The organism is Streptomyces longisporoflavus, from assembly GCF_014649775.1.
Lineage (GTDB): Bacteria > Actinomycetota > Actinomycetes > Streptomycetales > Streptomycetaceae > Streptomyces > Streptomyces longisporoflavus.
The window spans coordinates 341,256-368,004 of sequence record NZ_BMTR01000009.1 but is presented as its reverse complement, the minus strand read 5'-3'; the positions used below and the strand labels follow the sequence as shown (position 1 = coordinate 368,004).

Below are 26,749 nucleotides of genomic sequence, written 5' to 3'. Positions count from 1 at the left end.
GGTGGAGGTGACTGGTACTAATAGGCCGAGGGCTTGTCCTCAGTTGCTCGCGTCCACTGTGTTAGTTCTGAAACAACGAACAGTTGTGTCGGCTGAACGGCTACACCACTTAATTGAAGAGTGTGCTTGTTCGCTGCCCTGTTTGAGATCCCGCTTTGCGGCGGGATATTTCATAGGGTTTCGGTGGTCATAGCATGAGGGAAACGCCCGGTTACATTCCGAACCCGGAAGCTAAGCCTCATAGCGCCGATGGTACTGCAGGGGGGACCCTGTGGGAGAGTAGGACGCCGCCGAACAATCTTTGGAGGACCCTTGGTCCCAGCGTCCACGCTGGGACCAAGGGTCCTTTTTTGTTTTTGTCGAAGCGCGCCGGCTACCCGGCTGCGCGAGAATGACTGCGGTACCGAAGACGAGGAGTCACCGATGTCCACCAACTCTCCCGACGAGCGACCGGAGCGCGGGCAGCGCAGCCGGGACGGTGGCGACCGGGGCGGATACCGTGGCGGCGCACCGCGTCGCGACAGTGACCGCAGCGGCGGCGGGCGTCCCCCGTTCCGCCGTGACGACCGCTCGACCTCCGGCGGCCCCCGCCGTGACGACCGAGACCGGGGCGGCCCGCGACGGGACAACGACCGTGGTGGGGAGCGCGGCGGCTTCCGTCGTGACGACCGCGGTGGCGACCGCCCCCAGTTCCGTCGCGATGACCGCTCGAGCTCTGGTGCCCCGCGCCGGGACGATCGGCGTGATGGTGACCGTGGCGGCTTCCGTCGCGATGACCGGCGTGACGACAACCGTGGTGGCGACCGCGGTGGATTCCGCCGTGACGACAACCGTGGCGGCGGTGGCGGCTTCCGCGGCCGTGATGACCGCAGCGGGGGTGGGCGTCCCCCGTTCCGTCGCGATGACCGCTCGACCTCCGGCGGCCCGCGTCGGGATGACCGGCGTGACGGCGACCGCCCTCAGTTCCGCCGTGATGACCGCTCGACTTCCGGTGCTCCGCGCCGGGACGATCGGCGTGATGGTGACCGTGGCGGCTTCCGTCGCGATGACCGGCGTGACGACAACCGTGGTGGCGACCGCGGCGGTTTCCGCCGTGACGACAACCGTGGCGGCGGCGAGCGTCCCGGGTTCCGACGTGACGGCGATCGTCCGGGATTCCGCCGTGATGACCGGCGTGAGGACAACCGTGGTGGCGGTGACCGTGGTGGGTTCCGTCGCGATGACCGCAGGGATGACCGCGGTGGCGACCGCAGTGGTGACCGTGGCGGGTTCCGTCGCGATGACCGGCGTGACGACCGGCCCCGTGGTGGCGACCGTCCCGGTGGCGGTGACCGGGGTGGGTTCCGTCGTGACGACCGCCGTGATGATCGTGGCGGTGACCGCGGGGGCTTCCGGCGTGATGAGCGTGGTGGCGATCGCGGCGGCGACCGTGGTGGGTTCCGTCGTGACGACAATCGTGGCGGCGGCGGTGGGTACCGCGGTGGGCGTGATGACCGTGGGCCGCGGCGTGACGACCGGGGCGGGCGGCCCGGCGGGTTCCGTGGGCGCGATGACCGGCGTGACGGCGACCGTGGTGGCTACCGCGGACGTGACGACCGTGACCGCGAGCCCATCAAGCGGCTGCCGATCCCGGATGACGTCACGGGGCACGAGATCGACAAGGACGTGCAGCAGGAGCTGCAGAGCCTTCCCAAGGGGCTCGCGGAGGACGTCGCCAGGAACCTGGTGATGGTCGCCAACCTCATCGACGAGGACCCCGAGCAGGCCTACGCGTACTCGCGGATCGCACTGCGGCTCGCCTCGCGCGTCGCCGCCGTACGAGAGGCCGCGGGCTTCGCCGCCTACGCGACGCAGAACTACAACGAGGCGCTCGGCGAGTTCCGGGCCGCCCGGCGGATGACCGGCAGCGTCGAGCTCTGGCCGGTCATGGCGGACTGCGAGCGCGGTCTTGGCCGGCCCGAGAAGGCGCTGGACATGGCCGGTGCGCCCGAGGTGCAGAAGCTGGACAAGCCGGGGCAGGTCGAGATGCGCCTCGTCGCCGCCGGTGCCCGTCAGGACCTTGGGCAGATCGATGCCGCCATCGTGACCCTGCAGGGTCCCGAGCTGGCGTCGAACTCCGTCCAGCCGTGGACCGCGCGGCTGCGCTACGCGTACGCCGACGCGCTGCTCGCCGCGGGCCGTGAGGACGAGGCACGCGAGTGGTTCGCGAAGGTCATCGAGTCCGACAAGGACGGCAGCACCGACGCGTCGGACCGCCTCGCCGAGCTTGACGGTGTCGCGTTCGTCGACGTGATGGCAGAGGACGACGCCGCGATGCCGGACGAGAAGTCCATGGACGACGACGTCACTCCCGTACGACAGGACCAGGGTGAGCAGGACGTCCAGGACGCTGATGACGATGACGATGACGGCGAGGAAGACCGCAAGGCCTGAGTGCTGACTTAGTCGCGGGCAAAGGGCGGGACCCTCACCGGGGTCCCGCCCTTTTGTCGTTGTGTCGTCTGTGCGGGTTTCAGAGATCCAGGGTGCGCAGGACCAGGCCCGATGCCGGCTTGGGGCCGAAGGACGTGGACTTGCGGGGCATCGTGACGCCCTGGCGGGCCAGGTCGCGTACGACCTCTTCGCGGACCGGGTGCATGAGGACGGCCGTGCCGCCGTCGCGTTCCGCCTTTTCCACGGTCGCCGCGGTGTCGTGGATGTACGCGATGTGCTCCGGGGCGTCCGGGATCTTCCATATGTGGTCCAGGAGCGTGGAGTGCAGGACCGTAGCGTCCAGGTTGCGCCAGGCCTCAGGGGGGTCGGCCGGGACCGTCCGGGCGAGGAGGTCCGGGGACGGGCGGTCGATGAGGTGGAAGGCGCCGTCGCCCGCGAGGAGGAAGGCGTTGCCTTCGGCCGCGGCCTCGGCCAGGGCGTCGAGGGCGCGGGGAAGGGGGCCTTCGACGGTGCGTACGCGGAAGGAGTCCGCGAGGGCCGCGAGTGCGTCCGGAACCGGGAGGCGGTGCAGGTAGCGGTGGATGGCGCGGACCCGGAGGGGGTAGCGCGCGGTGTCCACCAGGAGCACCAGGCCGTGGTCCCAGGGGCTGGACGACGGGTGTTCGGAGCGCAGCCGGAGATACGTCGCCCAGCGGTGGTGGCCGTCCGCGATCAACGCTTGGTGGTGGGCGAGATCTGACCGGATCTCGGCGAGGTCGGAGGGGTCGGTCACCGCCCAGAGTCGGTGGCTGAAGCCGTCCTCCGTGGTCGTCGACAGGAGGGGCTCGGTCAGCGCGGTGCGTTCGATGACGGCGGTCGCGCCCTCGGGGGCTCCGTTCGAGCGGTACGTCAGGAGCAGCGGTTCGAGGTTGGCGCTCGTCGCGCGCATCAGGCCCGCCCGGTCCTCCACGACGTGGGGCATGACGCCCTCGTGGGGCAGGACGACGCCTTCCGCCCGCTCGGAGAGGCGCAGTGCGCCGATGACGCCGCGCTGGAGGATGTCGGCGTCGCGCTGTTCGTAGACGTAGAAGCCGGGCTCCGGGTCGGGGGCGAGGATGCCCTCGGAGAGCCAGGAGTGCAGGGTTTCGGCTGCCTGTTCGTTGCGGGCCGCCGGTGTGGTGGCCTGGGGGAGGATCAGCCGGACGATGTTGTGCGGGTCGGCGGATTCCAGGTGGAGCAGGCCGTCGGGCCGTACGACCACGTCGTACGGAGGGGACGTCACCGCGGCAAGACTGCCGACCCGTTCGGGGATGTAACGCACGCCTCGGAACGGGGTCAGGTCGAGGCCCTGGTCGTCGGTATGACCCGCTGTGTTCATTGCTGCATCGTATGTGTGTCAGTGGCATGAGCGATGATCGGGGGAGTGGGATCGATCGAGGAGCGATGCGTAATGAGCCAGACCGTCAGGACGCGGCCCGAAGGCAGCCGGAATGTGCTGAGCGAGGCGTATGACACGGCGCTGCTCGACCTGGACGGCGTGGTGTACGCGGGCGGGCAGGCGATCGCGCATGCCGTCGAGTCGCTCGGCAAGGCGCGCTCCGGTGGCATGCATCTCGCGTACGTCACGAACAACGCGCTGCGTACGCCGGACGCGGTGGCCGCGCATTTGTCGGAGCTCGGCATCCCGACCGGGGCCGCGGACGTCATCACGTCCGCCCAGGCGGCGGCGCGGCTTGTGAGCGAGCAAGTACCGGCGGGGGCGCGGGTCCTTGTGATCGGCGGGGAGGGGCTGCGGGTCGCGCTGCGGGAGCGGGGGCTCGAGCCGGTCGACTCGGCGGACGACGGGCCGGTGGCGGTCGTGCAGGGGTACGGAGGGCCCGATATGGCGTGGGGGCGGTTTGCCGAGGCCTGTTTCGCGATCGCGCGGGGTGTGCCGTGGTTCGCGTCCAACACGGACCTGACGATTCCCGGCGCGCGTGGCATCGCGCCCGGCAATGGTGCGGCCGTGGAGGTCGTACGCATCGCGACGGGCGCGGAGCCGCAGGTGGCGGGCAAGCCGCTGCCTCCGATGCACCGCGAGACGATCCTGCGGACCGGCGCCGAGCGGCCGCTGGTAGTGGGGGACCGGCTCGACACGGACATCGAGGGTGCGTTCAACGGCGAGGTGGACTCGCTGCTCGTCCTGACCGGGGTCACGGACGGCGCGCAGCTGCTCGCGGCGCCGCCGGAGCACCGGCCCACTTACGTGGACGCGGACCTGCGCGGCATGCTCACCGGCCAGCCGGAGGTGACCCCGGGGGAGGGCGGCTTCGGCTGCGGGGGCTGGACGGCGTCGGCGCGGGGGCACGAGCTGGTCCTCGACGGCGAGGGTGACGCCATGGACGGACTGCGGGCGCTGTGCGCGGCGGCGTGGACGGATGCGGGGGAGGGGAAGTGCGCGCTTGACGGGGAGAAGGCGTTGACTCGGTTGGGGCTTTAGCTCGGGGGCGGCGGGGATTGGCGGGGGTCGGCTGGGCGTCGGTGGTTGTCGGCGGGGGCTAGTGCGGCCGGCTGGGCGTTGGTGGCTGTCGGCGGGGGCGGATGTGGTCGGTCGGGCGTCAGCAGCTGTCGGCCGGGCGTCAGCCCTGTCGGCGGAGGGCGGACGAGGCCGACTGAGCGCCGGTGGCTAGCGGCGGGCGGGGGATGCGGTCGGCTGGGCGTCTTGCTCGGTTGGCAGCCGCGGGGCGGTCGGCTGGGGGCTGTCCTCGGCTGGGTGCTGCTTGCCGTCGCGTGCTGCGGTCGGCTGGGTGATGCTTGCCGTTAGGAGCTGTCCTTGGCTGGGTGCCGCTCGCAGTCGGGTGTCGCGCTCGGCTGGGTGCCGCTTGCCGTTGGGTGCTGCGCTCGGCTGGGTGCTGCTTGCCGTTGGGTGTTGCGGTCGGCTGTGTGCCGCTTGCTGGTGGGGGCTGGCCTCGGGTGCGGTCCGGCGCCGCTTTCGGGCGGTTGCCGTGCGCACTCGCGTGGCTCGCTCCGTCGTTCGTCGCGGCATTTGGCTGCCGGATCTCTTTGGGGGGAGCCCCAGCCCGTGGGTGGGCCGGGGTTCCGGCAGAGGGGGAGGGTCAGGCTGTTTCGTTGCGGTCTATCAGTTCGTCCGTGGTGGTGCCCTTGCGCCAGTAGCCGGAGAAGCAGATGCGCTTGCGGTCGAAGGCGCGGTCGCGGACCAGGTGGCGGCGGACCGTCTTGACCGTGGCGGACTCGCCCGCGACCCAGGAGTACGGGGTGCCCGGGGGCAGCTCCGCGGCTTGGATCGCCGCCGGGGTGCCGCCTTCCTCCGTGAGCCAGGTGATCTCGGCCTCAGCCTTTGTCCGCAGCTCCTGCTTGTCCGCCAGGTCATGGACCTCGATCCAGACGCGGGCCGGCGTGGCGGGCGGGAGCGTTTCGAGGATGGCCGCCACTGCCGGGAGCGCCGACTCGTCGGCGGCCAGGAGCACCCAGTCGGTGTCCTGCGGCGGCCTGAACTCGTACGCGCCGTTCTCCTCGTCGAGCGGGGCGAGCACGCCGATCCGGTCGCCGGGCCCGGCGTTCCGCGCCCAGCTGGTGGCCGGGCCGTCGGAGGGCGAGGGGGCCGGGCCGTGGACGGCGAAGTCGACGATCAACTCGTCCGGGTCGCGGCGCAGTTCACGCGTGGTGTAGGTACGCATGATGCCGCGGACGTCGGGGTCGAGGGCGCACCAGTCGGCGTACCAGTTGGCCGCGTCGCCCGACGTGTCCGGCATGACCGGGGCGTCCTGGCCCGGATGCGGCAGGAATATCTTGATGCGCTGGTCACGGCCCGCGGAGGCCATCCGCTCCAGGCCGGCGCCGCCGAGAGCCACCCGGATCATGGCCGGGGTGACGTACTCGGTGCGCAGTACGCGGCAATCGAAGAAGTGGTACGGGGACGCGGTCATCAGGTGAGCCTCTTCGACTTCTCGATGGCGGTGGCGAGTTGTTCGAGCACGGGGGCGTAACCGGCGTAGCTGTAGCGCTCCTCCATGGACCAGGGGACGGTCTGGCCGGCCTTGACGGCGGGGAGCAGCTTCCAGGTGGGTTTCTTCGCGAGCTGCTCGGGCGGCAGCGCGCTCGAACGGTTGTCGATCATGATGAGGTCGGCGTGGTACTTGTCGGCGTTCTCCCAGCTCAGGAACTCCCAGAAGCCCCATTCGTCGCTCTTCTTGCCCTCGACGAACTCGACGCCGAGATCCTTGAAGTAGTTGAGGTCGCAGTAGGAGTCCGGCACGGCGACGTAGAACTGGTCGGCGTCACCCGTCATCGCGAGGACCTTCAGGCCACCCCTGGCCTTCGCGTCCTTCGCCGCCTTGCGCAGGGCGCGTTCGGCCTTGTCGAAGCGGGCCTTGGCGGCCCGTACCTGCTCCGTCCCCAGGTCTCCGCCGAGCGACTCCGCGAGCTCGGTATAGCGCTTCAGCGGGTCCAGGAGCGAGGTGCGGGCGCCCTTGATCCCGACGGTGGGGGCCAGGGACTCGATCTTCTCGGCGCTTTCCTCCGGGACGAACCAGAGGGCGGGCGGCGGGAACATGTTGCTGATCAGCAGGTCGGGCTTGAGGCTCGCGTACTTCTCGATGCTGAACTGGCCCCAGGACTCGCCCAGGCTCGTCAGTTTGCCGACATCGAGATCGCCGGCCTGCGGGTTGGGCTTGCCGGCCACCGGCTTGGAGGGGCCGAAGATGCCGGTGCAGGAGACGCCGTAGTCGTGCAGGGCTGCGGCCGTGCTGACGAAGGCCACGATGTTCTTCGGGGTGTGCTTCACCTCGGCGGTCTTGCCGCGGTCGTCCTTGAAGCTCCAGGGCTTGGATCCCGCGTCCTTCGCGGACTTCTCGTCGCCTCCGCAGGCGGTGAGCAGGGCTCCGAGACCGAGGGCCCCGCCGGAAGCGAGCAGGCCGCGGCGGGACATGCCGGTGCCGGGCGTGTTCGCGCGGGCCACGCCTCTGCCGGACAGGGAGCGGCGGGTGGTGGTCATCAGGCTGCCGCCTTCTTCGCTCTGGCGACGGCTGCTGACGACTTTGCGTCATCGTCGTTCGCGCCGCATGCTGTCAGGGGCCCGCCGACGGCGAGGACGCCGTCCGCGCCGAGCACGACACGACGGCAGAGAGCGGGAGGTATCGGGCGGCGGGCGCGCATAGGTGGTGCTTCTCTCGTCGAAGTCGAGTGCGAGGGTAGGCTAACCTAACCTGGTGTTGGTCGACAGTCCCCCCGAAGCCAGCGCGGAGACCACACCCGCGCCTCCCAAACGCCGCGCGATACGCAGCGCCGGGCTCCTCGTCTCGTTCTGCGTGCTGCTGCTCGTCGTCGTGGCGAGCATCGCGGTCGGCGCGAAACAGATGCCCCTGGACCAGGTCTGGCACGGGCTTTTCCAGGACACCGGGACGTACGGCGATGTCGTCGTCGGAGAGCGGCTCTCGCGCACGCTGCTCGGCGTGCTCGTCGGCGTGGCACTCGGCCTCGCGGGCGCCGTACTGCAGGCACTGACGCGCAACCCGCTGGCCGACCCCGGACTGCTCGGCATCAACCTCGGGGCATCGGCCGCCGTCGTCACCGCCATCAGCTTTTTCGGCGTCACTTCGCTGAGCGGCTATGTGTGGTTCGCCTTCTTCGGGGCGGCCGTGGTCGGCGCCGCCGTCTACGCGCTCGGCGGGACCCGCAACGCGACGCCCATACGGCTCGCGCTCGCCGGAACCGCGCTGAGCGCCGCGCTCTACGGCTATCTGCAGGCCGTGATGATCACGGACAACGCCGCGCTCAACAAAATGCGCTTCTGGACGGTCGGCTCCCTCGCCTCGGCGAAGAACGAGACCATCCTGCAGGTCCTGCCCTTCCTCGTGATCGGCATCGTGCTCGCCCTCGGCCTCGCCCGGCCGCTCAACGCCATGGCGATGGGGGACGACACCGCCCGCGCGCTCGGCGCGCACCTGAACCGCACCCGCGCCCTGTCCATGGCCGCCGCGACCCTGCTCTGCGGGGCCGCGACCGCCGCCTGCGGGCCCATCATGTTCGTCGGCCTGATGGTGCCGCACGTCGTGCGCTCCTTCACCGGGCCCGACATGCGCTGGATCCTGCCGTACGCCGCGATCCTCTCGCCGGTGCTTCTGCTCGGCGCCGACGTCGTCGGACGCATCGTGGCGCGGCCCGCGGAACTCCAGGTCGGCATCATCACCGCGTTGATCGGCGCCCCGGTCTTCATCTTTCTCGTACGACGGCGGAGGCTGGCTCAGCTGTGAAGGCGATACGCACCCGGGGCGGGCTCAGCTTCCGCCTCGACGTCCGCACGGCCGTGGTCGTCGCCGTGCTCATCGTGGCCGCGCTCGTGGCGAGCGTCGTCCTGATCGGCACCGGCGACTTCTACATCCCGACCGCCGACGTCGTACGCACCCTGCTCGGCAACGGCGACGCCGGGCAGGAGTTCATCATCAACGACCTGCGTCTGCCGCGGGTCCTCGTCGGTCTCCTGGTGGGAGCGGCGCTCGGGCTCGGCGGCGCGATCTTCCAGTCCATCTCCCGCAACCCGCTGGGCAGCCCGGACATCCTCGGCCTCGGCCAGGGGTCCACGGCAGGCGCCCTCATCATGATCGTCCTCTTCCAGGGCAGTGCGGTGCAGGTCGCGGGCGGCGCGCTCGTGGGCGGTCTGGTGACCGGCTTCGCGATCTACGTGCTCGCCTGGAAGCGCGGTGTGCACGGATTCCGGTTCGTCCTGGTCGGCATCGGCGTCTCCGCCTTCGTCACCGCCGTCAACGGCTATCTGCTCACCAAGGCGGACATCGTCGACGCCGCGCGCGCAGTCGTCTGGATGACCGGCTCCCTCAACGGCCGGGACTGGGAACAGGTCTGGCCCCTGCTCGTCCTGTGCGCGATCCTCGTGCCGCTCGTCATGACATACGCCCGCCCGCTGCGGATGCTGGAGATGGGCGACGACGTCGGGTACGCGCTCGGCGTGCCCGTCGAGCGCACCCGCATCGTCCTGATGGGCTCGGCCGTGCTCCTCACCGCCGCTGCCACGGCGGCGGCGGGCCCCGTCAGCTTCGTCGCGCTCACCGCGCCGCAGCTGGCCAGGCGGCTCACCCGCTCGCCTGGACCGAACCTGCTGCCCGCGATGTTCATGGGCGCCACCCTGCTCATCGTCGCGGACTGGGCCTCCCAGCGGGCCTTCGGCGCCGACCAGCTGCCCGTCGGCGTGGTCACCGGTGTGCTCGGCGGCATCTACCTGCTGTGGCTCCTGGTCATCGAGCGCAAGGCGGGGCGGATATGAAGGCGCGCGCGACCATGGACAAGCAGCCCACGGACCCCCATACCTCTGAGAGCACCGACAGGCAGGAGCGTGCCGCAGTGAACCGGCTCGTCGCGGACGACGTGACCCTTGGCTACGACCAGCGCGTCATCGCGGAGAAGTTGTCCGTGGAGATACCCGACAACTCCTTCACGGTGATCGTCGGCCCGAACGCCTGCGGCAAGTCGACCCTGCTGCGCGCCCTGTCCCGGATGCTCAAGCCCTCCGCCGGCCGTGTCCTGCTCGACGGCAACGTCATCCAGTCGATGCCGGCGAAGAAGGTGGCGCGCACCCTCGGCCTGCTCCCGCAGTCCTCCATCGCGCCCGACGGGATCACGGTGGGCGACCTGGTGGCACGCGGGCGCTACCCCCACCAGGGCCTGCTGCGCCAGTGGTCGGCGCAGGACGAGCGCATCGTGGGCGAGTCGATGGCGTCGACCGGTGTCGCCGAGCTGGCCGATCGCTATGTCGACGAACTCTCGGGCGGCCAGCGCCAGCGCGTCTGGATCGCGATGGCCCTCGCGCAGCAGACCCCGCTGCTGCTCCTGGACGAGCCGACGACGTTCCTCGACATCCAGCACCAGATCGACGTGCTCGACCTCTGCGCCGACCTGCACGAGGAGCAGGGCCGTACGCTCGTCGCCGTCCTGCACGACCTGAACCACGCGGCCCGGTACGCCACTCACCTCATCGCCCTGCGCGACGGCGAGGTCGTCGCCGAGGGCGCGCCGTCGGACATCGTCACGAGGGAGCTGGTGCGGGACACCTTCGGGATGGAGTGCCAGATCATCGACGACCCGCAGACGGGGACGCCGCTGGTGGTGCCGGCCGCCCGGCGGGTGCGCGAGAAGTCCGCCGCCGGGGCGGGATCCGCGGGCGCGGGAGCTGCGGGTGCTGAGGGTACGGAAGCTGCGGGCGCGAGCGCTAAAGCAGCGACCTGAGGCGGAGCATGTCCCGCAGGCCCGCCTCCAGCTTGACCCGGCCGGAGGCCCAGGCCTTCGCGAAGTTCAGCTCGCCGTCCACCATCGCCACCAGATCGTCGCCGGTCATGGTGAGCCGGATCTCGGCCTTCTCGTGAGGAGGGCCGGGATGCGTGTCGAGCACCGTGATCCGGCCGTTCTCGAGGCGGCCCGTGAAGGTCACGTCAAGATCGGTGATGCGGCAGCTGAGCGAGCGGTTGAGCGCGGCGGCGCTGCGCACGCCGCCTTCGGCGCCCGCCAGATTGTCGCTGAGTTTGTCGAGCGCCGTGCGGCACTCCTCGATCGTCGCCATCGTGATCGACGGTACCGCAGCGCTTCGGGGTAGCGTCGGGGCATGAGCGACTCGATGCCGGGCCCCGGGCCTGAGCCGGTGGAGCCCGACCCGGTGGAGCAGGCGGCCGCCGAAGAGCAGGCGGAGACGTACGACCCTGCGGGGCCCGCGCCCCTAGGGGTGGAACGTGCCCAGACCGGAGACGCCCGGGTCGACGGCCTCCTGGAGCGTCTCGGCGATGCCGACCACCTCGCCACCGACGGCCACATCGAGGTGTACGAGGATGTACACCGGGGCTTGCGTGACGCGCTGACCGCGCTCGACGCACACCCCGGTCCGCCGGTGCCCTCGCCCATGAGGGCGCCCGCGGTCCCGTCCCCGCACCCGACCCCGTACAACAGGAGCTGAACAGAACGTGGCAGGAGTGGCACGCCGCCGCCTCGACGCCGAACTGGTGCGCCGGAAGCTGGCGCGCTCGCGCGAGCACGCCAGCCAGCTGATCGCCGCGGGCCGTGTGACCGTCGACAAGAACACCGCGAGCAAGCCCGCGACGCAGGTGGAGACCGCCGCCGCCATCGTGGTCGCGACCGACGAGAGCGATCCCGACTACGTGTCGCGCGGCGGCCACAAGCTGGCGGGCGCGTTCGCCGCGTTCGTCCCGCAGGGCCTGGTCGTCGAGGGCCGGCGCGCGCTCGACGCGGGCGCGTCGACCGGCGGTTTCACGGATGTGCTGCTGCGCGCGGGCGCCTCGGGCGTCGTCGCCGTGGACGTCGGTTACGGCCAGCTCGCCTGGTCGCTGCAGAGCGACGACCGGGTCACCGTCAAGGACCGCACGAACGTACGGGAGTTGACGGTCGACCTCATCGACGGCACCCCTGTCGACCTGGTCGTCGGTGACCTCTCGTTCATCCCGCTCGGTCTGGTGCTTCCCGCCCTCGTGCGGTGCGCGGCCCCCGACGCGGACCTCGTCCTGATGGTCAAGCCGCAGTTCGAGGTGGGCAAGGAGCGTCTGGGCAGCGGCGGCGTGGTGCGCAGCGTCCAGCTGCGGGCCGATGCCGTACGCGGTGTAGCGCGGCAGGCGTGGGGGCTCGGGCTCGGTGTGCGTGGCGTGACTGCGAGCCCGCTGCCCGGACCTTCCGGAAATGTCGAGTACTTTCTGTGGCTGCGTGCCGGGGCGCCCGAACTCGACCCGGCGGACGTTGACCGCGCCGTGGCGGAGGGGCCCCGTTGACTCAGACCCGAGAGACCCAGACCCGAGCTCGTACCGTTTTCCTGCTCGCGCACACCGGACGGCCGGCCGCCATCCGCAGTGCCGAACTCGTCGTCCAGGGACTGCTGCGCAGCGGCATCGGCGTACGCGTCCTGGAGGCGGAGGCGGTGGATCTGCCGCTGCCGCCCGAGGTCGGCACGGTGAAGGAGGCCACCCCCCAGTGCCTCGACGGCTGTGAGCTGCTCGTCGTGCTCGGCGGGGACGGCACGCTGTTGCGCGGCGCCGAGTTCGCCCGGGCCTCCGGGGTGCCGATGCTCGGGGTGAATCTGGGCCGTGTCGGGTTCCTCGCCGAGGCCGAGCGCGACGACCTCGACAAGGTCGTCGACCGGGTGGTGACGAAGGCCTACGAGGTCGAGGAGCGGATGACCATCGACGTCGTCGTGCACAGCAACGGCGATGTCGTGCACCGCGACTGGGCGCTCAACGAAGCGGCCGTGCAGAAGATGTCGGCCGAGCTGATGCTGGAAGTCGTCCTGGAGATCGACGGGCGTCCGGTCACCGGTTTCGGCTGCGACGGCATCGTGTGCGCGACGCCGACCGGCTCCACCGCGTACGCCTTCTCCGCGGGCGGGCCCGTGGTGTGGCCGGAGGTGGAGGCGCTCCTGATGGTGCCGATCAGTGCCCACGCCCTGTTCGCCAAGCCCCTGGTGACCTCGCCGGACTCGGTGCTCGCCGTGGAGGTCCAGCACCACACGTCGCACGGGGTGCTGTGGTGCGACGGGCGGCGGACCGTGGAACTGCCGCCGGGGGCGCGGGTCGAGGTACGCAGGGGCGGGGTGCCGGTGCGGCTCGCGCGACTGCATCACGCGTCGTTCACCGACCGGCTGGTGGCGAAGTTCGCGCTGCCGGTTTCGGGGTGGCGGGGGGCTCCGCAGTAGCGCGGTGGCGCTTCGCCGGAGGGGGCGGTGCGGTGGCGCTTCGCTGGAGGGGCGGTGCGGTGGCGGGTGCGGGTTCGTTCTTGGCCGTTCGCGCAGTTCCCCGCGCCCCTTGCGGGGCCAGTGCCCATGGTCGGCGCGATCACGAATATCGACATGTAGATCGAACCGATCAGCAGGACGAGCGCCATGTCACCGACGCCGTTCTCGGTGATCTGCCTGCGGGCCCGCGCGAAGAGTGCCGCCACCGCCGTGCCCACGAAGGCCGGGCGATGCGCGCGCAGCGCCGCCCGGGCCAGTCCCGTTCCCATACGGATCATCGTGAGGTGCTGGGTCACCCCCGCACCAGGGGGCTGTCAGGAAGATCGTGCCGGGGTAATCCCCACTCGGGAAAACCCCACCCCCGCGGGTGACAGAGTCCGTTCGGTCCGCCTTTGCCACCAGCGTCTTCGTGCCGGGAAGGGCGAAGGAGGCCAGGGGCCGTCGCACACCGGGCCCATGACCTCGTAAGGTCGTGTCCGTGTTGGAGGAGATGCGGATACGGTCGCTCGGAGTCATCGACGACGCGGTGGTCGAGCTGTCGCCGGGATTCACCGCGGTGACCGGCGAGACCGGTGCGGGCAAGACGATGGTGGTCACCAGCCTTGGCCTGCTGCTCGGCGGACGTGCCGATGCCGCCCTGGTGCGGATCGGTGCCAAGGCCGCGGTGGTGGAAGGGCGGATCACTGTGCCCGCGGATGCCACGGCTGCCGTGCGCGCCGAGGAAGCGGGGGCCGAACTCGACGACGGGGCGTTGCTGATCAGCCGTACCCTCTCGGCGGAGGGCAGATCCCGGGCGCATCTCGGCGGGCGGTCGGTTCCGGTGGGGCTCCTCGCCGAGCTCGCCGACGACCTCGTGGCGGTGCACGGACAGACGGACCAGCAGGGGCTGCTCAAGCCGGCCCGGCAGCGCGCGGCGCTCGACCGGTACGCGGGCGACGCGGTCACCGTGCCGCTGGCCAAGTACACGGCGGCGTACCGCAGGCTGCGGGCCGTGACGACCGAGGTCGACGAGATCACCACGCGCGCGCGCGAACGGGCCCAGGAAGCCGATCTGCTGCGCTTCGGCCTCGAAGAGATCGCGGGCGTCGAGCCGCGCGCGGGCGAGGACACCGAACTGGCCGCGGAGGCCGAGCGGCTCGGCCATGCGGAGGCCCTCGCCTCCGCCGCCACGGCCGCGCACGCCGCGCTCGCGGGCGTCCCCGAGGACCCGGAGGGGGTCGACGCCACGACGCTGGTGGCGGGCGCCCACCGCGCCCTCGATGCGGTGCGCTCCCACGACCCCGCCCTGGCCGCGCTCGCCGAGCGGATCGGCGAGATCGGGATCCTGCTGGGCGACGTGGCCGGGGAACTCGCCGGGTACGCCGATGACCTCGACGCCGATCCGCTGCGTCTGGCGGCGGTGGAGGAGCGGCGGGCCGCGCTGACCCAGCTGACCCGGAAGTACGGCGAGGACATCGATGCCGTGCTCGCCTGGGCCGAGGAGGGGGCCGCGCGGCTCACCGAGCTCGAGGGCGACGACGATCGACTCGAAGAGCTGACCGCCGAGCGGGACGCGCTGCGGGCGGAACTCGCCGGGCTCGCGCAGGCGTTGACCGACGCGCGGCAGGAGGCGGCGTCGCGGTTCGCGGCGGCCGTCACCGAGGAGCTGGCCTCGCTCGCGATGCCGCACGCGCGCGTGACGATCGACATCACCGCCACGGAGGTGCCGGAGGGCGCGGACGGCGTGCCGGTCGACGGACGCCTCGTCGCGTACGGCCCGGCGGGTGTCGACGAGGTGGAGCTCCTCCTCGCCCCGCATCCGGGTGCCCCGCCGCGGCCAATCGCCAAGGGCGCGTCCGGTGGTGAGCTGTCGCGCGTGATGCTTGCCGTCGAGGTCGTCTTCGCGGGCACGGACCCCGTTCCGACGTACCTCTTCGACGAGGTCGACGCGGGCGTCGGCGGCAAGGCCGCGGTCGAGATCGGCCGCAGGCTCGCGAGGCTCGCCAAGTCCGCGCAGGTCGTGGTCGTGACGCACCTGCCGCAGGTGGCGGCGTTCGCGGACCGGCAGCTGCTCGTCGAGAAGACGAACGACGGATCCGTGACCCGGTCCGGTGTTCTCGTGCTCGAAGGGGAGGACCGGGTGCGGGAGCTGTCCCGCATGCTGGCCGGCCAGGAGGACTCGGAGACCGCGCGGGCGCATGCGGAGGAGTTGCTGGCGACGGCTCGGGGGGACGTTTAGCGGGCGGGGCGCCTTGGGCGGGCGGGGCGTCTTCAGGCGGGGCGTCTTGAGTGGGGGCGCTGTGTGGCTGGTCACCGGCTGCGCCGAGCTCGTCCTCAAGCGCCGGACAGGCTGAACATAGGCTGGGGCAGGCTGAACGTAGGCTGGCCCGCATGATCGACCGCGTGCCCGCCCGACGCTCTACCGCCCTCCTCGCCGCAGCCGCCGTCACGCGCGTGGCCACCGCCGCCTTGCGCTCGCGTGCCCCCGGCGGGGCGGGTCGCTGGCAGCGGAAGAACTACGCGGGGCGGACGGTGGAGCTGTACGCCGGGCCGGCCGCCGCCCTTGGTGCCGCGGCCGGAGCGGTGGCGTTGCCGGCCAGGGCCCGCGGTGCCGTCGCGCTCGCCGTGCTCGGTGCGGGGGCTTGCGGGGCGTACGACGACGTGGCGGGCGAAGCCGATCCGCGCCGGGGTTTCCGCGCTCACCTGGGGGCCCTGCGGGGCGGTGAAGTGACCAGCGGGGCCGTGAAGTTGTTTGGCGTCTCCGCTGCGGGCCTCGCCGCGGGGGCGCTGCTCAAGGAGCGGCCGGTGGACAAGATCCTCGCGGGCGTGGTGATCGCGGGCACGGCGCACTTCGTCAACCTCGTGGACGTACGCCCCGGCAGGGCCGCCGGAGCGGTGGTGGCGCTGGCCGCGCCGGGGTTGCTGCGGGAGGGCGCCGCCGGAGTTCTCGCCGCCGCCTCCGTGGGGGCGGCGGGGGCCGTGCTCCCGGAGGACGTGGGGGAGCGCGCCATGATCGGCGACGCGGGGGCGCATGCGCTGGGGGCCGCGCTCGGCGCCGCGATCGTCGCGGGCAACGGGCGGGTGGGGCTGGCCGCTCACGCGGCGGCGGTTGTGGCTGCGGCTGTGTGCGGTGAGGGGATCAGTGGGGTGGCGGGTGGCGGGTGGCGAGCGGTGGGTGACTGACGGCTGACGGTGCCCGGTCGGCCGGGGGCCCGCCGTTGCGGGGCGCTCTGTCGGTGGTCGGGCCTCTCGGTGTCCCGTTCTGGGGGCGTTGGCGTTGCCGTGTTGGTGGCTCTGGTGGCGCATGTGGGGGTGCCAGTGGTGGTGCGTTGGCGGGTGCGGGTGGTTGTGGGCTGGTCGCGCAGTTCCTCGCGCCCCTTACGGGGCCTTGGCGTATTGGGTTTCGTGGTCCTGGCGGGGGCTTGGTGTGTTGGGTCTTGTGGTTCTTGCGGGGGTGGTGGGTTGGGTCCGGATTATTTCCTGGGGGTGTGTCCCTGTTGCGTAGAAGCGGGGGTCTCTGGACATCCGTGGTGTTGAAACCCCTTTGTCCTCACCCGTGTGGGTGAACCGGGTCAGAGAGTTGCCCGTCGCGACACGGAAGAGACCTTTCAGTGGTGCCGGAACGTCCGTGCGGGCTGGCATCCTTGGCGCAGCCCCCTCGACGCCGAACCCAGGAGCCCCGGCTACGTGAGCCACGTGAGCAGCCAGTCGCCGCACGGCCGGCCCCCGTTGCACACCGTGCAAGTACTGGGCGGCGGCAGCGCGGGCAGCAGCGCCCACGTCAGGTCGCTCGCCGCGGGCCTCGCCGCGCGGGGCGTGCGGGTCACTGTCTGCGCGCCCAGCGAGGCGGTCGGCGCATACGACCTGACGGGCACCGGCGCCCGGCACGTCCACGTACCCCGCAGCAGCGACCCCGCGTCCGTCGCCTCCCTGCGCCTCGCCTGCGCCGACGCCGACCTCGTGCACGCGCACGGACTGCATGCCGCACTCCGCGCCGCCCTCGCCCTCACCGGCCGCCGTATCCCCCTGGTCGTCACGTGGCACACCCGCGCGCACGCCGAAGGGGCCCGCGGCCGTCTCCTGCACCTGCTGGAGCGGCGCGTCGCCAGAGCCGCCGCCGTGGTTCTCGGCACCTCCTCCGACCTCGTCGACCGCGCCCGCAGCAGGGGCGCGCGGGACGCCCGCCTCGCCCCCGTCACGTTCCCCGCGCCACGCGCGGCGTACGACCCGGTCGAGGAGGCCGACGGGCTGCGCCACAAGGCCCGTGCCGAGATCGGCGCCGTCGACCGTCCGCTGGTCGTCACGGTCGGCACGCTCGAAAGGCAGCGGGGTTACGACGTACTCCTGGAGGCGTCCCGCGCTTGGCGTCACCTCGACCCCCTGCCGCTCCTCGTCATCGCCGGCGAAGGCCCCGAACGCGCCGCCCTGCAGCGTCGTATCGAGGGCGAAGGACTGCCGGCCCGGCTCATCGGGCGGCGCGACGACATCCCCGAGCTGCTCGCCGCGGCCGACCTCGTGGTGCTGCCCAGCAGTTGGGAGTCCCGCTCCGTGCTCGCCCAGGAAGCCCTGCACGCGCGCGTGCCGCTCGTCGCCACCTCCGTTGGCGGCATCCCCGAACTGGTCGGCGACGCGGCGGTCCTCGTCCCGTACGGCGACGCCGAAGCCCTCGGAACCGCCGTCGCCCGCCTTCTCGCCTACCCCGGGCTCAGGGAGCGGCTCAGGGAGAAGGGAACGGCCCAGGCCGCGACCTGGCCGACCGAGGACGAGACCGTCACGCAAGTGCTCAGTGTCTACGACGAGTTGACGCAGCCGCTGGCCCTGTAGGCCGGCGCGCCGACGTCAGGCGACGTGCCTCCGTGCCCGCAGTGCCAGGCTCAGCGCCAGCACCGTCTGCGGGTCGTCCAGGTCGGTGCCCAGGAGCTCACTGATCCTGGCCAGGCGGTTGTAGAGCGTCTGGCGGTTCAGGTGCAGCTCGCGCGCCGTCTCCGCCTTGCGGCCCGCGTGGGCCAGATACGTCTGCAGGGTGGGCAGCAGCGGAGGCTTCGAACGCTGGTCGTGGGCCCGCAGCGGGCCGATCGCGCGGTCCACGAACGCCGCGAGCGCCGAGTCGTCGTAGTTGTGCAGGCGCCAGAGCAGCAGGTCGATGTCCAGGCGCCGCGCGTCGTACCAGGGGCGGTCCGACAAGCCCTGCGCGGCCGTCGCCGTCTCCGCCGCGTGCCTGAGCCCCGCCGAGGCCGCCGCCCAACCGCCCGCGACGCCGACCACCACGACCGGCGGCAGCGCCCCGGCCCGCTGCATCCCCGCCCGTTCGACGCCCGCCCGCAGCGCGGTGGCGACGCGGTCGGCCACCGCGGTGCGTTCGGATTCCGAGCGGAGTCCGAGGAGCAGCGGGACGCGCCCCTCGACCGGACGCACGCCGAGCAGCACCGGCACCCCGACCGCCGCCAGCTCCTCCGCCACCGCCCGCGCGAGCACGGCCCAGCCGCCGCCGGGCGGGAGGCCGTCCGCGAGCCGCATCACGACCGGCAGCAGCGGGCTCTCGCCGGGCTTGAAGCCGAGCACCCGCGCCTGGGCGGGCGCGTCGTCGGGCTTGATCCGCCCCTCCGCCAGATCGGTCAGGAAGTCGCCCCGGCCGCGCGCGGCGAGCTCCTCCTCCTGCCGGGCCTGCATCAGGACCACCGCGAGCGAGCCCGCGGCCCGCTCCGCCGCGATCCGGTGCACAGGAAGCAGCGCGGACTCCACGGCGAGCAGGACGAGCCGGGCGCGCACCGAGCCCGATCCGGGGCCGCCGCCCGGCACGTCGACGAGCAGCGCGCCCGCGGGCGGTCCGTCCCTGTCGACGCTCCGGCCCCGCAGCCCCTCCCACACCTGCAAGGGGTCGGCGCACTCGGTGCCCGCCCCGGCGGCGTACAGCAACTGCCCGTCGGCCGTCTCCAGGAACACCGGGTTGCCGCTGAAGTCCGCGAGCACGCCGAGGACCTGCGGGACGCCGCCCCCGCCGAGCAGCGCCTCCGTACAGCGCCGGTGGACCTCGTCGGCCCGCTGGAGCAGTGCGTAGTGGCCGTTGACGATCTCGGTGTGGACCTCCTCCGTCACCGTCACGAAGGGCACCTCGCGATGCAGCTGCACCAGTGGCAGACCCGCCGAGCGCGCCGTCTCCACTATCGCCGCGGGGAGCCGCGTGAAGCGGGGGCCCAGCTCGACGACGAGTGCCGCGATGCCGCGCTCGGCGAGCTTCCGTACGAAGACGCGCTGTTCGGCGGGGCGTGCGCCGAGGCCGAGGCCCGTGGTCAGGAGCAGTTCGCCGCCCTTGAGGAGCGAGGCGATGTTGGGCACCTCGCCCGCGTGTACCCACCGCACCGTGCGTTGCAGCCGTTCCGCGCCCGCGACCACCTCGGGGAGCCCGCCGCGCAGACCCGGAAGTTCCAGGGCCCGCTGCACGGTGATCCCGCCCTGTGTGCCCTGCGTGCCCTGACTTTCCATGGGGCGGACGCTACCTGCGGTGACGTCCGCAGAACATCTCCGACCGGTTACGGGAGTGATCTGTTCCGCTCATACCCCGACAACTCGTCGCCCCGGGCAAGACCCGAGCCAGAAAAAAGCGGACGGCGACGGGCAATCCGTCGCCGTCCGGGCCCGAGGGGGGGTCGGGCTAGCCGCCGTACGCCCCGCTGGCCGTGAGCCGCAGGGCCGTGTCGATCAGCGGCACGTGGCTGAAAGCCTGCGGGAAGTTGCCGACCTGCCGCTGCAGGCGCGGGTCCCACTCCTCGGCGAGCAGCCCCAGGTCGTTGCGGAGCGCGAGCAGCTTCTCGAAGAGCTTGCGGGCCTCGTCGACGCGGCCGATCATCGCCAGGTCGTCCGCCATCCAGAACGAACAGGCCAGGAAGGCGCCCTCGTCACCCTCCAGGCCGTCCACGCCCGCGTCGTCGCCGGTCGTCGGATAGCGCAGGATGAAGCCGTCCGACGTCGAGAGCTCCCGCTGGATCGCCTCGATCGTGCCGATCACGCGCTTGTCGTCGGGCGGCAGGAAGCCCATCTGCGGGATGAGCAGCAGCGAGGCGTCGAGCTCCTTGGAGCCGTACGACTGGGTGAAGGTGTTGCGCTCCTTGTCGTAGCCCTTCTCGCAGACGTCGCGGTGGATGTCGTCGCGCAGCTCGCGCCACTTCTCCAGGGGGCCGTCCGCGTCGCCGGACTCGATGAGCTTGATCGTGCGGTCCACGGCGACCCAGACCATCACCTTGGAGTGCACGAAGTGGCGGCGCGGGCCGCGCACCTCCCAGATGCCCTCGTCCGGCTGGTCCCAGTTCGACTCCAGGTAGCGGATCAGCTTGAGCTGGAGCAGCGAGGCGTAGTCGCTGCGGGCCAGGCCCGTCATGTGCGCGAGGTGCAGGGCCTCGGTGACCTCGCCGTACACGTCGAGCTGGAGCTGGTGCGCGGCGCCGTTGCCCGCCCGGACCGGGGTCGAGTCCTCGTACCCCGGCAGCCAGTCGAGTTCGGCCTCGCCGAGTTCGCGCTCGCCCGCGATGCCGTACATGATCTGCAGGTTCTCGGGGTCGCCCGCCACCGCCCGCAGGAGCCACTCGCGCCAGGCGCGGGCCTCCTCGCGGTATCCGGTGCGCAGGAGCGAGGAGAGCGTGATGGCGGCGTCGCGCAGCCAGGTGTAGCGGTAGTCCCAGTTGCGGGAGCCTCCGATGTCCTCCGGCAGCGAGGTCGTGGGCGCCGCGACGATGCCGCCCGTCGGGGCGTACGTCAACGCCTTCAGGGTGATCAGCGAGCGGACCACGGCCTCGCGGTACGGGCCGTGGTACGTGCAGTGCTCGACCCACTCGCGCCAGAAGTCCTGGGTCGCCGCCAGGGCGTTCTCGGGCTCGGCGGGGGCCGGGGGCTGCTTGTGCGAGGGCTGCCACGAGATGGTGAACGCGATCCGCTCACCGGGCGAGACCGTGAAGTCCGCGTACGTCGTCAGGTCCTTGCCGTAGGTCTCGGCGGACGTGTCGAGCCACACCGAGTCGGGTCCCGCGACGGCCACCGTGCGCCCGTCGACCTTGTGCACCCAGGGCACCACGCGGCCGTAGCTGAAACGCATCCGCAGGGCGGAGTGCATCGGCACCCGGCCGCTGACGCCCTCGACGATCCGCACCAGCTGGGGGGCGTCCGTGTCGCGCGGCGGCATGAAATCGGTCACGCGAACCGTGCCGCGCGGGGTGTCCCACTCGGATTCCAGGATCAGCGAGTCGCCGCGGTACGTGCGCCGCGCGGCTGTCGGCGGGGGCGCGTCGGGGCTGTGAGCGGGCCCCAGACGCCAGAATCCGTGCTCCTCCGTGCCGAGCAATCCGGCGAAGATGGCGTGCGAGTCGAAGCGGGGCAGGCACAGCCAGTCGACTGTGCCGTCCCGGCAGACCAGGGCGGCGGTCTGCATGTCTCCGATGAGTGCGTAATCCTCGATGCGCCCGGCCACGTGCATCTCCAGTCAAACGGCCACGTCGCCCTCTCGGGGCGCTCGCTCTACGGTCAAGGCTTCGCTGTAAAACGAACTGCGCGAGCCTTGTGTTCCGGGAGAACGGTCGGGGGTGGGTGCCGTTGATTCGGTCGGCTCGGCAGCGAGTGTCCGAGCAGGATACGACGCACCTCGGCGATCTGCGCGCCGCTCCCGGCATCGGGGCTGCGCCGAACGGGTGAGCACCTGGTGAGGAACGTGTGACGTGCGTGGCGGAGCGTGGCCGGAAGCAGCCTCCCTTCGTCGCTGATACCCTGGTAGCCCGTGAGCCGGTGGTCATAGAACCCCCGAACCGCAGCGACGGCACCTCCTCCAGACCCCTTGGACGACGCCGGTACGCACCCTCCAGACCGCGACCACGGGAGCCCCCTCTTGGCCATGCAGCCCAAATCCACGACGACCAAGCACATCTTCGTCACCGGGGGTGTCGCCTCTTCCCTCGGCAAGGGTCTGACTGCCTCGAGCCTCGGCGCGCTGCTCAAAGCGCGGGGCCTCCGGGTCACCATGCAGAAGCTCGACCCGTACCTGAACGTCGACCCCGGCACGATGAACCCCTTCCAGCACGGAGAGGTGTTCGTCACGAACGACGGCGCCGAGACCGACCTGGACATCGGCCACTACGAGCGCTTCCTGGACGTCGACCTCGACGGCACGGCCAACGTCACCACCGGCCAGGTCTACTCGCAGGTCATCGCCAAGGAGCGGCGCGGCGAGTACCTCGGCGACACGGTCCAGGTCATCCCGCACATCACGAACGAGATCAAGCACCGCATCCGCCGCATGGCGACCGAGGACGTCGACGTCGTCATCACCGAGGTCGGCGGCACGGTCGGTGACATCGAGTCCCTGCCGTTCCTGGAGACCGTCCGCCAGGTCCGCCACGAGGTCGGCCGCGACAACGTCTTCGTCGTGCACATCTCGCTGCTGCCCTACATCGGCCCGTCCGGCGAGCTGAAGACCAAGCCGACCCAGCACTCGGTCGCGGCCCTGCGCAACATCGGTATCCAGCCGGACGCCATCGTGCTGCGCGCCGACCGTGACGTGCCGACCGCCATCAAGCGCAAGATCTCGCTGATGTGCGACGTCGACGAGGACGCGGTCGTGGCCTGCAAGGACGCCCCGTCGATCTACGACATCCCGAAGGTCCTGCACACCGAGGGCCTGGACGCCTACGTGGTCCGCAAGCTGGACCTCCCGTTCCGCGACGTGAACTGGACCCAGTGGGAGGACCTCCTGGACCGGGTGCACAACCCGAACCACGAGGTCACCATCGCGCTGGTCGGCAAGTACATCGACCTGCCCGACGCCTACCTCTCGGTGACCGAGGCCCTGCGCGCCGGCGGCTTCGCCAACCGCGCCCGCGTCAAGGTCAAGTGGGTCACCTCCGACGACTGCAAGACCCCGGCGGGCGCCGCCAAGCAGCTCGGCGACGTCGACGCGATCCTGATCCCCGGCGGCTTCGGCGAGCGCGGCGTCAACGGCAAGGTCAGCGCCATCCAGTACGCCCGCGAGAACAAGGTGCCGCTGCTCGGCATCTGCCTGGGCCTGCAGTGCATCGTCGTCGAGGCCGCCCGCAACCTCGCCGACATCCCCGACGCCAACTCCACGGAGTTCGACGCCGCCACCGCCCACCCGGTCATCTCGACCATGGCGGAGCAGCTGGACATCGTCGCCGGCGAGGGCGACATGGGCGGCACGATGCGCCTGGGCATGTACCCCGCGAAGCTCGCCGAGGGCTCCATCGCCCGCGAGGTGTACGACGGCAAGGAGTACGTCGAGGAGCGCCACCGTCACCGCTATGAGGTGAACAACTCCTACCGCGCCGAGCTGGAGAAGAAGGCGGGCATCCTCTTCTCCGGCACGTCCCCGGACGGCAAGCTCGTCGAGTACGTCGAGTACCCCCGCGAGGTCCACCCCTACCTGGTCGCCACCCAGGCGCACCCGGAGCTGCGCTCGCGCCCGACCCGCCCGCACCCGCTCTTCGCGGGTCTGGTGAAGGCCGCCGTGGAGTGCAAGACGGGTAAGTAGCACAAGGGCGATACGGTTGCCGGGGTGCGCGCCTCATGAGGCGCGTGCCCCGGTTTCTGTTTGCACGTGTGGGAGGACAGGGCGACATGACGATCAAGGACACCGCCGAGGAGTGGCAGGTCACGGCCACGCAGACGCCCTTCGTGGGGAACAAGACCTCCGTCCGCACCGACGACGTGGTCATGCCCGACGGAACCGTCGTCCGCCGTGACTACCAGGTGCACCCCGGATCGGTCGCCGTCCTCGCCCTCGACGACGCGGGCCGCGTCCTGGTCCTGCGCCAGTACCGCCACCCCGTGCGCCACAAGCTCTGGGAGATCCCGGCCGGGCTGCTCGACGTCCCCGGCGAGAACCCCCTGCACGCCGCGCAGCGCGAGCTCTACGAAGAGGCGCACGTCAAGGCCGAGGACTGGCGTGTCCTGACCGACGTCTACACCACGCCCGGCGGCTGCGACGAGGCCGTGCGCGTCTTCCTGGCCCGCGATCTCTCCGAGGCCGAGGGCGAGCGCTTCGAGGTCGCCGAGGAGGAGGCCGACATGGAGCTGGCGCGCGTACCGCTCGAAGAGCTCGTACGCGGTGTGCTCGCCGGAGAGCTGCACAACAACTGCCTCGTCGTGGGCGCCCTTTCGCTGACCGCCGTGCTGGCCGGTGACGGCGTCGACTCGCTGCGCCCGGCCGACGCGCCCTGGCCCGCGCGCCCCTTCGAGGCCTGAGGGGGTCATCCGGGGCCGTCCGGGGTCACCCGGGGCCATCCAGGGTTTCCGGTATGACGATCTACTGATCCGATCGGGGGACTTGTGCGCGCCGCTCCTCGGGGTAGGCGGCAGGGCCTGAACTAGGCTCTGGAAGCGTCCCGACCGGATTCCCGGCGGGTTCGCGCGCAGGCGGACGGAGCATGGCCCGTGACGGATCAGGCGGTCGACACGGACGGATCGGCGACGGGCGGCGCGGTGCCGCGGCCCGCTTCGGCCCCGGCTTCCGACGACGGCCGATTCGTCGGCAGGCGCAGGGAGTTGAAAGAGCTCCGCGCCGACATCGACCGTGCCGGACTCGACACCATCTCGGGCCGCAAGGCGCCGCGCGCACGCGTGCTCCTCATCGCGGGCCGCCCCGGCTCCGGCCGCAGCTCGCTCGCCGGGGAACTCGCACGGCAGGTCGCCGACGACTATCCCGACGGAGTGCTGCGCGCCCACCTCACCGAACCCGACGGCACGCGCGTGCCCACCGAACGCACCGCCCGTGAGCTCCTGGACGCCCTCGGCGTCCCGGCACCCGCCGGGGCCGACGAGGACGAGCTCGCCGAAGTGCTCCGCAACGCACTCTCGGGACGCAGGGCCCTGCTGCTCCTGGACGGTGCCGCGGACGCCGAGCAGGTCGACCCGCTGATCCCGGACGCGCCCGAATGCCTGGCCGTCGCCGTGTCCAAGGGGCCGCTCACCGGGATTCCGGACGTGCGGCCGTGCACGCTGGGCGGTCTCGACACCCCGGCCGCCGTCGAACTGCTCTCCCGTGCGGCGGGCCCGGTGCGCATCACCGTCGACCCGCGGTCCGCGGAGAGCCTGGTCGAGGCGTGCGCCGGGCACCCCGCCGCGCTCGTCCTGGCCGGCGGCTGGCTCTGCGGGCGGCCCAAGGCCGCCGTCGCCGACCTGGCCAAGCAGGTGCACGACCGGACAGGGGACGAGTCCGCCTCCGGCGCCCTCGCCCGGATGTTCGAGCTCTCCTACACCTCGCTGCCGGGGGCCGCCGCGCGGATACTGCGGCTCCTGTCCCTGGCCCCCGCCGGTCACGTCGACCCGCACACCGCCTCCGCGCTCGCGGGCTGCTCGGTCTCCGCAGCCCGCACCACCCTGGACGACTTCGTGAAGCTCGGCCTGATCAGGGCCGTGTCGTCGCCGCTTCCGCAGTACGAGGTGCCCGAGTGCCTGGTGCCGCTGCTCCGCGAGCGCACCGAGAGCCAGGACCGGCCCGCCGAGATCCAGCTGGCCCGCGCCAGGATGCTGGAGCGGACCGTACGCCTCCTCCAGTCCTGCCACGCGGTCACGGAGCCGGACGGTTCGGCGTCCCGCAAGAAGCTCGCCGGCATGCCGCGCGCCCTGCGCTTCCCCAACCCCGGCGCCGCCTTCGAGTGGCTGCACATCCGCCGCCCCGCCCTGCTCGCCGCCGCCCGCCTCGCGGTGGCCGACGGAGAGCTCGACACCCTCGCCCGGCGCCTGATGGCGGCCCTGACGCGGGCCCTGGTCGCACACCGGGGCACGGAGGACGCGGCCGGCGACCTGTACGGCATCCACCGCCTCGTCCTGGACGTGGCCGAGCGCCGGAATCTGCCCCGCGAGAAGGCGGCGGCCCTCTTGAACCTCGCGGATCTGGACGCCCGGACCGGACGTACGCAGGACGCGCTGGTGCGATACCGCCTAGCCCTGGACGCCGGCCGGGAGGCAAATGATCCGTACGCGACCGGCCGCGCGATGGAATCCGTAGGGGGTGCCTACCAGGAGCTGGGGGACTTCTCGCGGGCCTCCGACTGGTTCGGGCGCGCCCTGGCCCATCGGCTCGCACGTGACGAGCGCTCCGACGCCGCCCGTCTCTACGGCCGCATCGCCATGGTGCATACCTATGCGGGCCGCTACGGCGAGGCCCTGCGCAACTGGAGCTCGGCCGTCACCGGGCACCGCAAGGCCGGCGATGTGGCGGGCCAGGCAAGGGCGTTGAGCGAACTTGCGCGCGTGCAGGAGTACGCGGGGCGGCCCGAGGAGTCGCTGCGTACCTGCCAGGAAGCCGTCGAGTGGGCGCGGCGGGCCGACGACGTACGTCTCCAGGCGGCGCTGCAGCTCAGGCTGGCCGACACCCTGGACCGGCTCGGCGACCCGGTGGCCGCCCGGCTGCACCGGGGCGCCGCCGAGCGGATGCTGGGAACGGAGCTCGCCGAGGTCACAGGGGCCACAGGGGCACCTGGGGGCACGGCGACGGCGTCAGAAGTTCGACCAAAAGGCGAAGCGGGGGGTTCCGCCTACGAAATCCGTAGCGCTTCCGCAGAAGATTGATGCTTTGAAAGGCTAGACAGCGAGAAGTCCTTCATTAGACTGGCTCCGCCGCGTACATCC

The 26,749-nt window shown here is 71.8% G+C and carries 21 protein-coding genes, 1 rRNA gene and 1 pseudogene; 16 read left to right on the top strand and 7 right to left on the bottom strand.

What is annotated here, in order from left to right; translation table 11 throughout:
* Positions 1-179 precede the first annotated feature (179 nt).
* From rrf to IE226_RS44880, 3 genes and pseudogenes are all read left to right on the top strand, one after another.
* Positions 180-296, top strand: a 5S ribosomal RNA gene (gene rrf, locus IE226_RS20775).
* Positions 297-900: 604 nt separating this feature from the next.
* Positions 901-1,452, top strand: a pseudogene (locus IE226_RS45460) (tetratricopeptide repeat protein); the annotation flags it as partial.
* A 168-nt stretch (positions 1,453-1,620) separates the two neighbouring features.
* Positions 1,621-2,433 (top strand): tetratricopeptide repeat protein, encoded by an 813-nt coding sequence (locus IE226_RS44880; RefSeq protein WP_194545465.1) that lies wholly within the window; start codon positions 1,621-1,623, stop codon positions 2,431-2,433.
* A gap of 79 nt (positions 2,434-2,512) precedes the next feature.
* On the opposite strand, the gene IE226_RS20765 is transcribed toward IE226_RS44880, so the two are convergent.
* The gene (locus tag IE226_RS20765; RefSeq protein ID WP_190082786.1) at positions 2,513-3,790 is read right to left on the bottom strand and encodes a DUF1015 domain-containing protein; all 1,278 of its coding nucleotides are present in this window, start codon (positions 3,788-3,790) and stop codon (positions 2,513-2,515) included.
* Positions 3,791-3,862: 72 nt separating this feature from the next.
* Between IE226_RS20765 and IE226_RS20760 the strand changes: the two genes are divergently transcribed.
* Complete coding sequence (locus IE226_RS20760) at positions 3,863-4,891, top strand: HAD hydrolase-like protein (protein WP_190082785.1); 1,029 nt, start codon at positions 3,863-3,865, stop codon at positions 4,889-4,891.
* Between the two features lie 616 nt (positions 4,892-5,507).
* Here IE226_RS20760 and IE226_RS20755 read toward each other — a convergent pair.
* Both IE226_RS20755 and IE226_RS20750 read right to left on the bottom strand, forming a co-directional pair.
* Positions 5,508-6,338 carry a siderophore-interacting protein gene (locus tag IE226_RS20755; protein WP_190082784.1) on the bottom strand — a complete coding sequence of 277 codons (831 nt, stop codon included), beginning with the start codon at positions 6,336-6,338 and terminating at the stop codon, positions 5,508-5,510.
* The gene (locus IE226_RS20750) at positions 6,338-7,339 is read right to left on the bottom strand and encodes an ABC transporter substrate-binding protein (protein WP_190082817.1); all 1,002 of its coding nucleotides are present in this window, start codon (positions 7,337-7,339) and stop codon (positions 6,338-6,340) included. The genes IE226_RS20755 and IE226_RS20750 overlap by 1 nt, the downstream gene beginning before the upstream one ends.
* Before the next feature lie 280 nt (positions 7,340-7,619).
* On the opposite strand from IE226_RS20750, the gene IE226_RS20745 reads away from it, so the two are divergent.
* From IE226_RS20745 to IE226_RS20735, 3 genes are read left to right on the top strand one after another with little or no spacing between them, the layout of a single operon-like run.
* Positions 7,620-8,663, top strand: coding sequence for a FecCD family ABC transporter permease (locus IE226_RS20745; RefSeq protein ID WP_190082783.1), 1,044 nt, complete (start codon positions 7,620-7,622; stop codon positions 8,661-8,663).
* Entirely contained in the window at positions 8,660-9,688 is a 1,029-nt protein-coding gene (locus tag IE226_RS20740; protein ID WP_190082782.1) for a FecCD family ABC transporter permease, read from the top strand. The genes IE226_RS20745 and IE226_RS20740 overlap by 4 nt, the downstream gene beginning before the upstream one ends.
* 14 nt (positions 9,689-9,702) lie before the next feature.
* Complete coding sequence (locus tag IE226_RS20735; protein WP_229871324.1) at positions 9,703-10,647, top strand: ABC transporter ATP-binding protein; 945 nt, start codon at positions 9,703-9,705, stop codon at positions 10,645-10,647.
* Here the strand turns inward: IE226_RS20735 and IE226_RS20730 are convergent.
* A complete protein-coding gene (locus IE226_RS20730) occupies positions 10,631-10,978 on the bottom strand; it encodes an alkyl sulfatase C-terminal domain-containing protein (RefSeq protein ID WP_190082780.1) in 348 nt (115 codons plus the stop codon). The genes IE226_RS20735 and IE226_RS20730 overlap by 17 nt on opposite strands.
* Before the next feature lie 42 nt (positions 10,979-11,020).
* Here IE226_RS20730 and IE226_RS20725 point away from each other — a divergent pair, with 42 nt between their 5' ends.
* The 3 genes from IE226_RS20725 to IE226_RS20715 are packed head-to-tail and all read left to right on the top strand — an operon-like array spanning position 11,021 to position 13,105.
* The gene (locus IE226_RS20725) at positions 11,021-11,365 is read left to right on the top strand and encodes a hypothetical protein (RefSeq protein ID WP_190082779.1); all 345 of its coding nucleotides are present in this window, start codon (positions 11,021-11,023) and stop codon (positions 11,363-11,365) included.
* A 7-nt stretch (positions 11,366-11,372) separates the two neighbouring features.
* Positions 11,373-12,188 carry a TlyA family RNA methyltransferase gene (locus tag IE226_RS20720; protein ID WP_190082778.1) on the top strand — a complete coding sequence of 272 codons (816 nt, stop codon included), beginning with the start codon at positions 11,373-11,375 and terminating at the stop codon, positions 12,186-12,188.
* Complete coding sequence (locus IE226_RS20715) at positions 12,185-13,105, top strand: NAD kinase (RefSeq protein ID WP_190082777.1); 921 nt, start codon at positions 12,185-12,187, stop codon at positions 13,103-13,105. Before IE226_RS20720 ends, IE226_RS20715 begins: the two co-directional genes overlap by 4 nt.
* Here the strand turns inward: IE226_RS20715 and IE226_RS44150 are convergent.
* Positions 13,030-13,413 carry a hypothetical protein gene (locus IE226_RS44150; RefSeq protein WP_229871321.1) on the bottom strand — a complete coding sequence of 128 codons (384 nt, stop codon included), beginning with the start codon at positions 13,411-13,413 and terminating at the stop codon, positions 13,030-13,032. The genes IE226_RS20715 and IE226_RS44150 overlap by 76 nt on opposite strands.
* Before the next feature lie 221 nt (positions 13,414-13,634).
* Between IE226_RS44150 and recN the strand changes: the two genes are divergently transcribed.
* From recN to IE226_RS20695, 3 genes are all read left to right on the top strand, one after another.
* The gene (gene recN / locus IE226_RS20705; RefSeq protein WP_190082816.1) at positions 13,635-15,362 is read left to right on the top strand and encodes a DNA repair protein RecN; all 1,728 of its coding nucleotides are present in this window, start codon (positions 13,635-13,637) and stop codon (positions 15,360-15,362) included.
* 152 nt (positions 15,363-15,514) lie between these two features.
* Positions 15,515-16,306, top strand: coding sequence for a hypothetical protein (locus IE226_RS20700; RefSeq protein WP_190082776.1), 792 nt, complete (start codon positions 15,515-15,517; stop codon positions 16,304-16,306).
* 504 nt (positions 16,307-16,810) lie between these two features.
* Positions 16,811-17,947, top strand: a complete 1,137-nt coding sequence (locus IE226_RS20695; protein ID WP_190082775.1) for a glycosyltransferase family 4 protein — start codon at positions 16,811-16,813, stop codon at positions 17,945-17,947.
* A gap of 15 nt (positions 17,948-17,962) precedes the next feature.
* On the opposite strand, the gene IE226_RS20690 is transcribed toward IE226_RS20695, so the two are convergent.
* Positions 17,963-19,606: a PucR family transcriptional regulator gene (locus IE226_RS20690; RefSeq protein ID WP_190082774.1), complete on the bottom strand. Its 1,644-nt coding sequence runs from the start codon at positions 19,604-19,606 to the stop codon at positions 17,963-17,965.
* A gap of 169 nt (positions 19,607-19,775) precedes the next feature.
* Positions 19,776-21,587, bottom strand: a complete 1,812-nt coding sequence (locus IE226_RS20685) for a glycoside hydrolase family 15 protein (protein WP_190082773.1) — start codon at positions 21,585-21,587, stop codon at positions 19,776-19,778.
* Positions 21,588-21,998: 411 nt separating this feature from the next.
* Here IE226_RS20685 and pyrG point away from each other — a divergent pair, with 411 nt between their 5' ends.
* The 3 genes from pyrG to IE226_RS20670 all read left to right on the top strand — a co-directional run bounded on the left by pyrG (position 21,999) and on the right by IE226_RS20670 (position 26,689).
* Positions 21,999-23,648: a CTP synthase gene (gene pyrG / locus IE226_RS20680; protein WP_190082772.1), complete on the top strand. Its 1,650-nt coding sequence runs from the start codon at positions 21,999-22,001 to the stop codon at positions 23,646-23,648.
* A gap of 86 nt (positions 23,649-23,734) precedes the next feature.
* Entirely contained in the window at positions 23,735-24,361 is a 627-nt protein-coding gene (locus tag IE226_RS20675; protein WP_190082771.1) for an NUDIX domain-containing protein, read from the top strand.
* Between the two features lie 189 nt (positions 24,362-24,550).
* Positions 24,551-26,689, top strand: coding sequence for a tetratricopeptide repeat protein (locus IE226_RS20670; protein ID WP_190082770.1), 2,139 nt, complete (start codon positions 24,551-24,553; stop codon positions 26,687-26,689).
* The last annotated feature ends 60 nt before the right edge of the window (positions 26,690-26,749 follow it).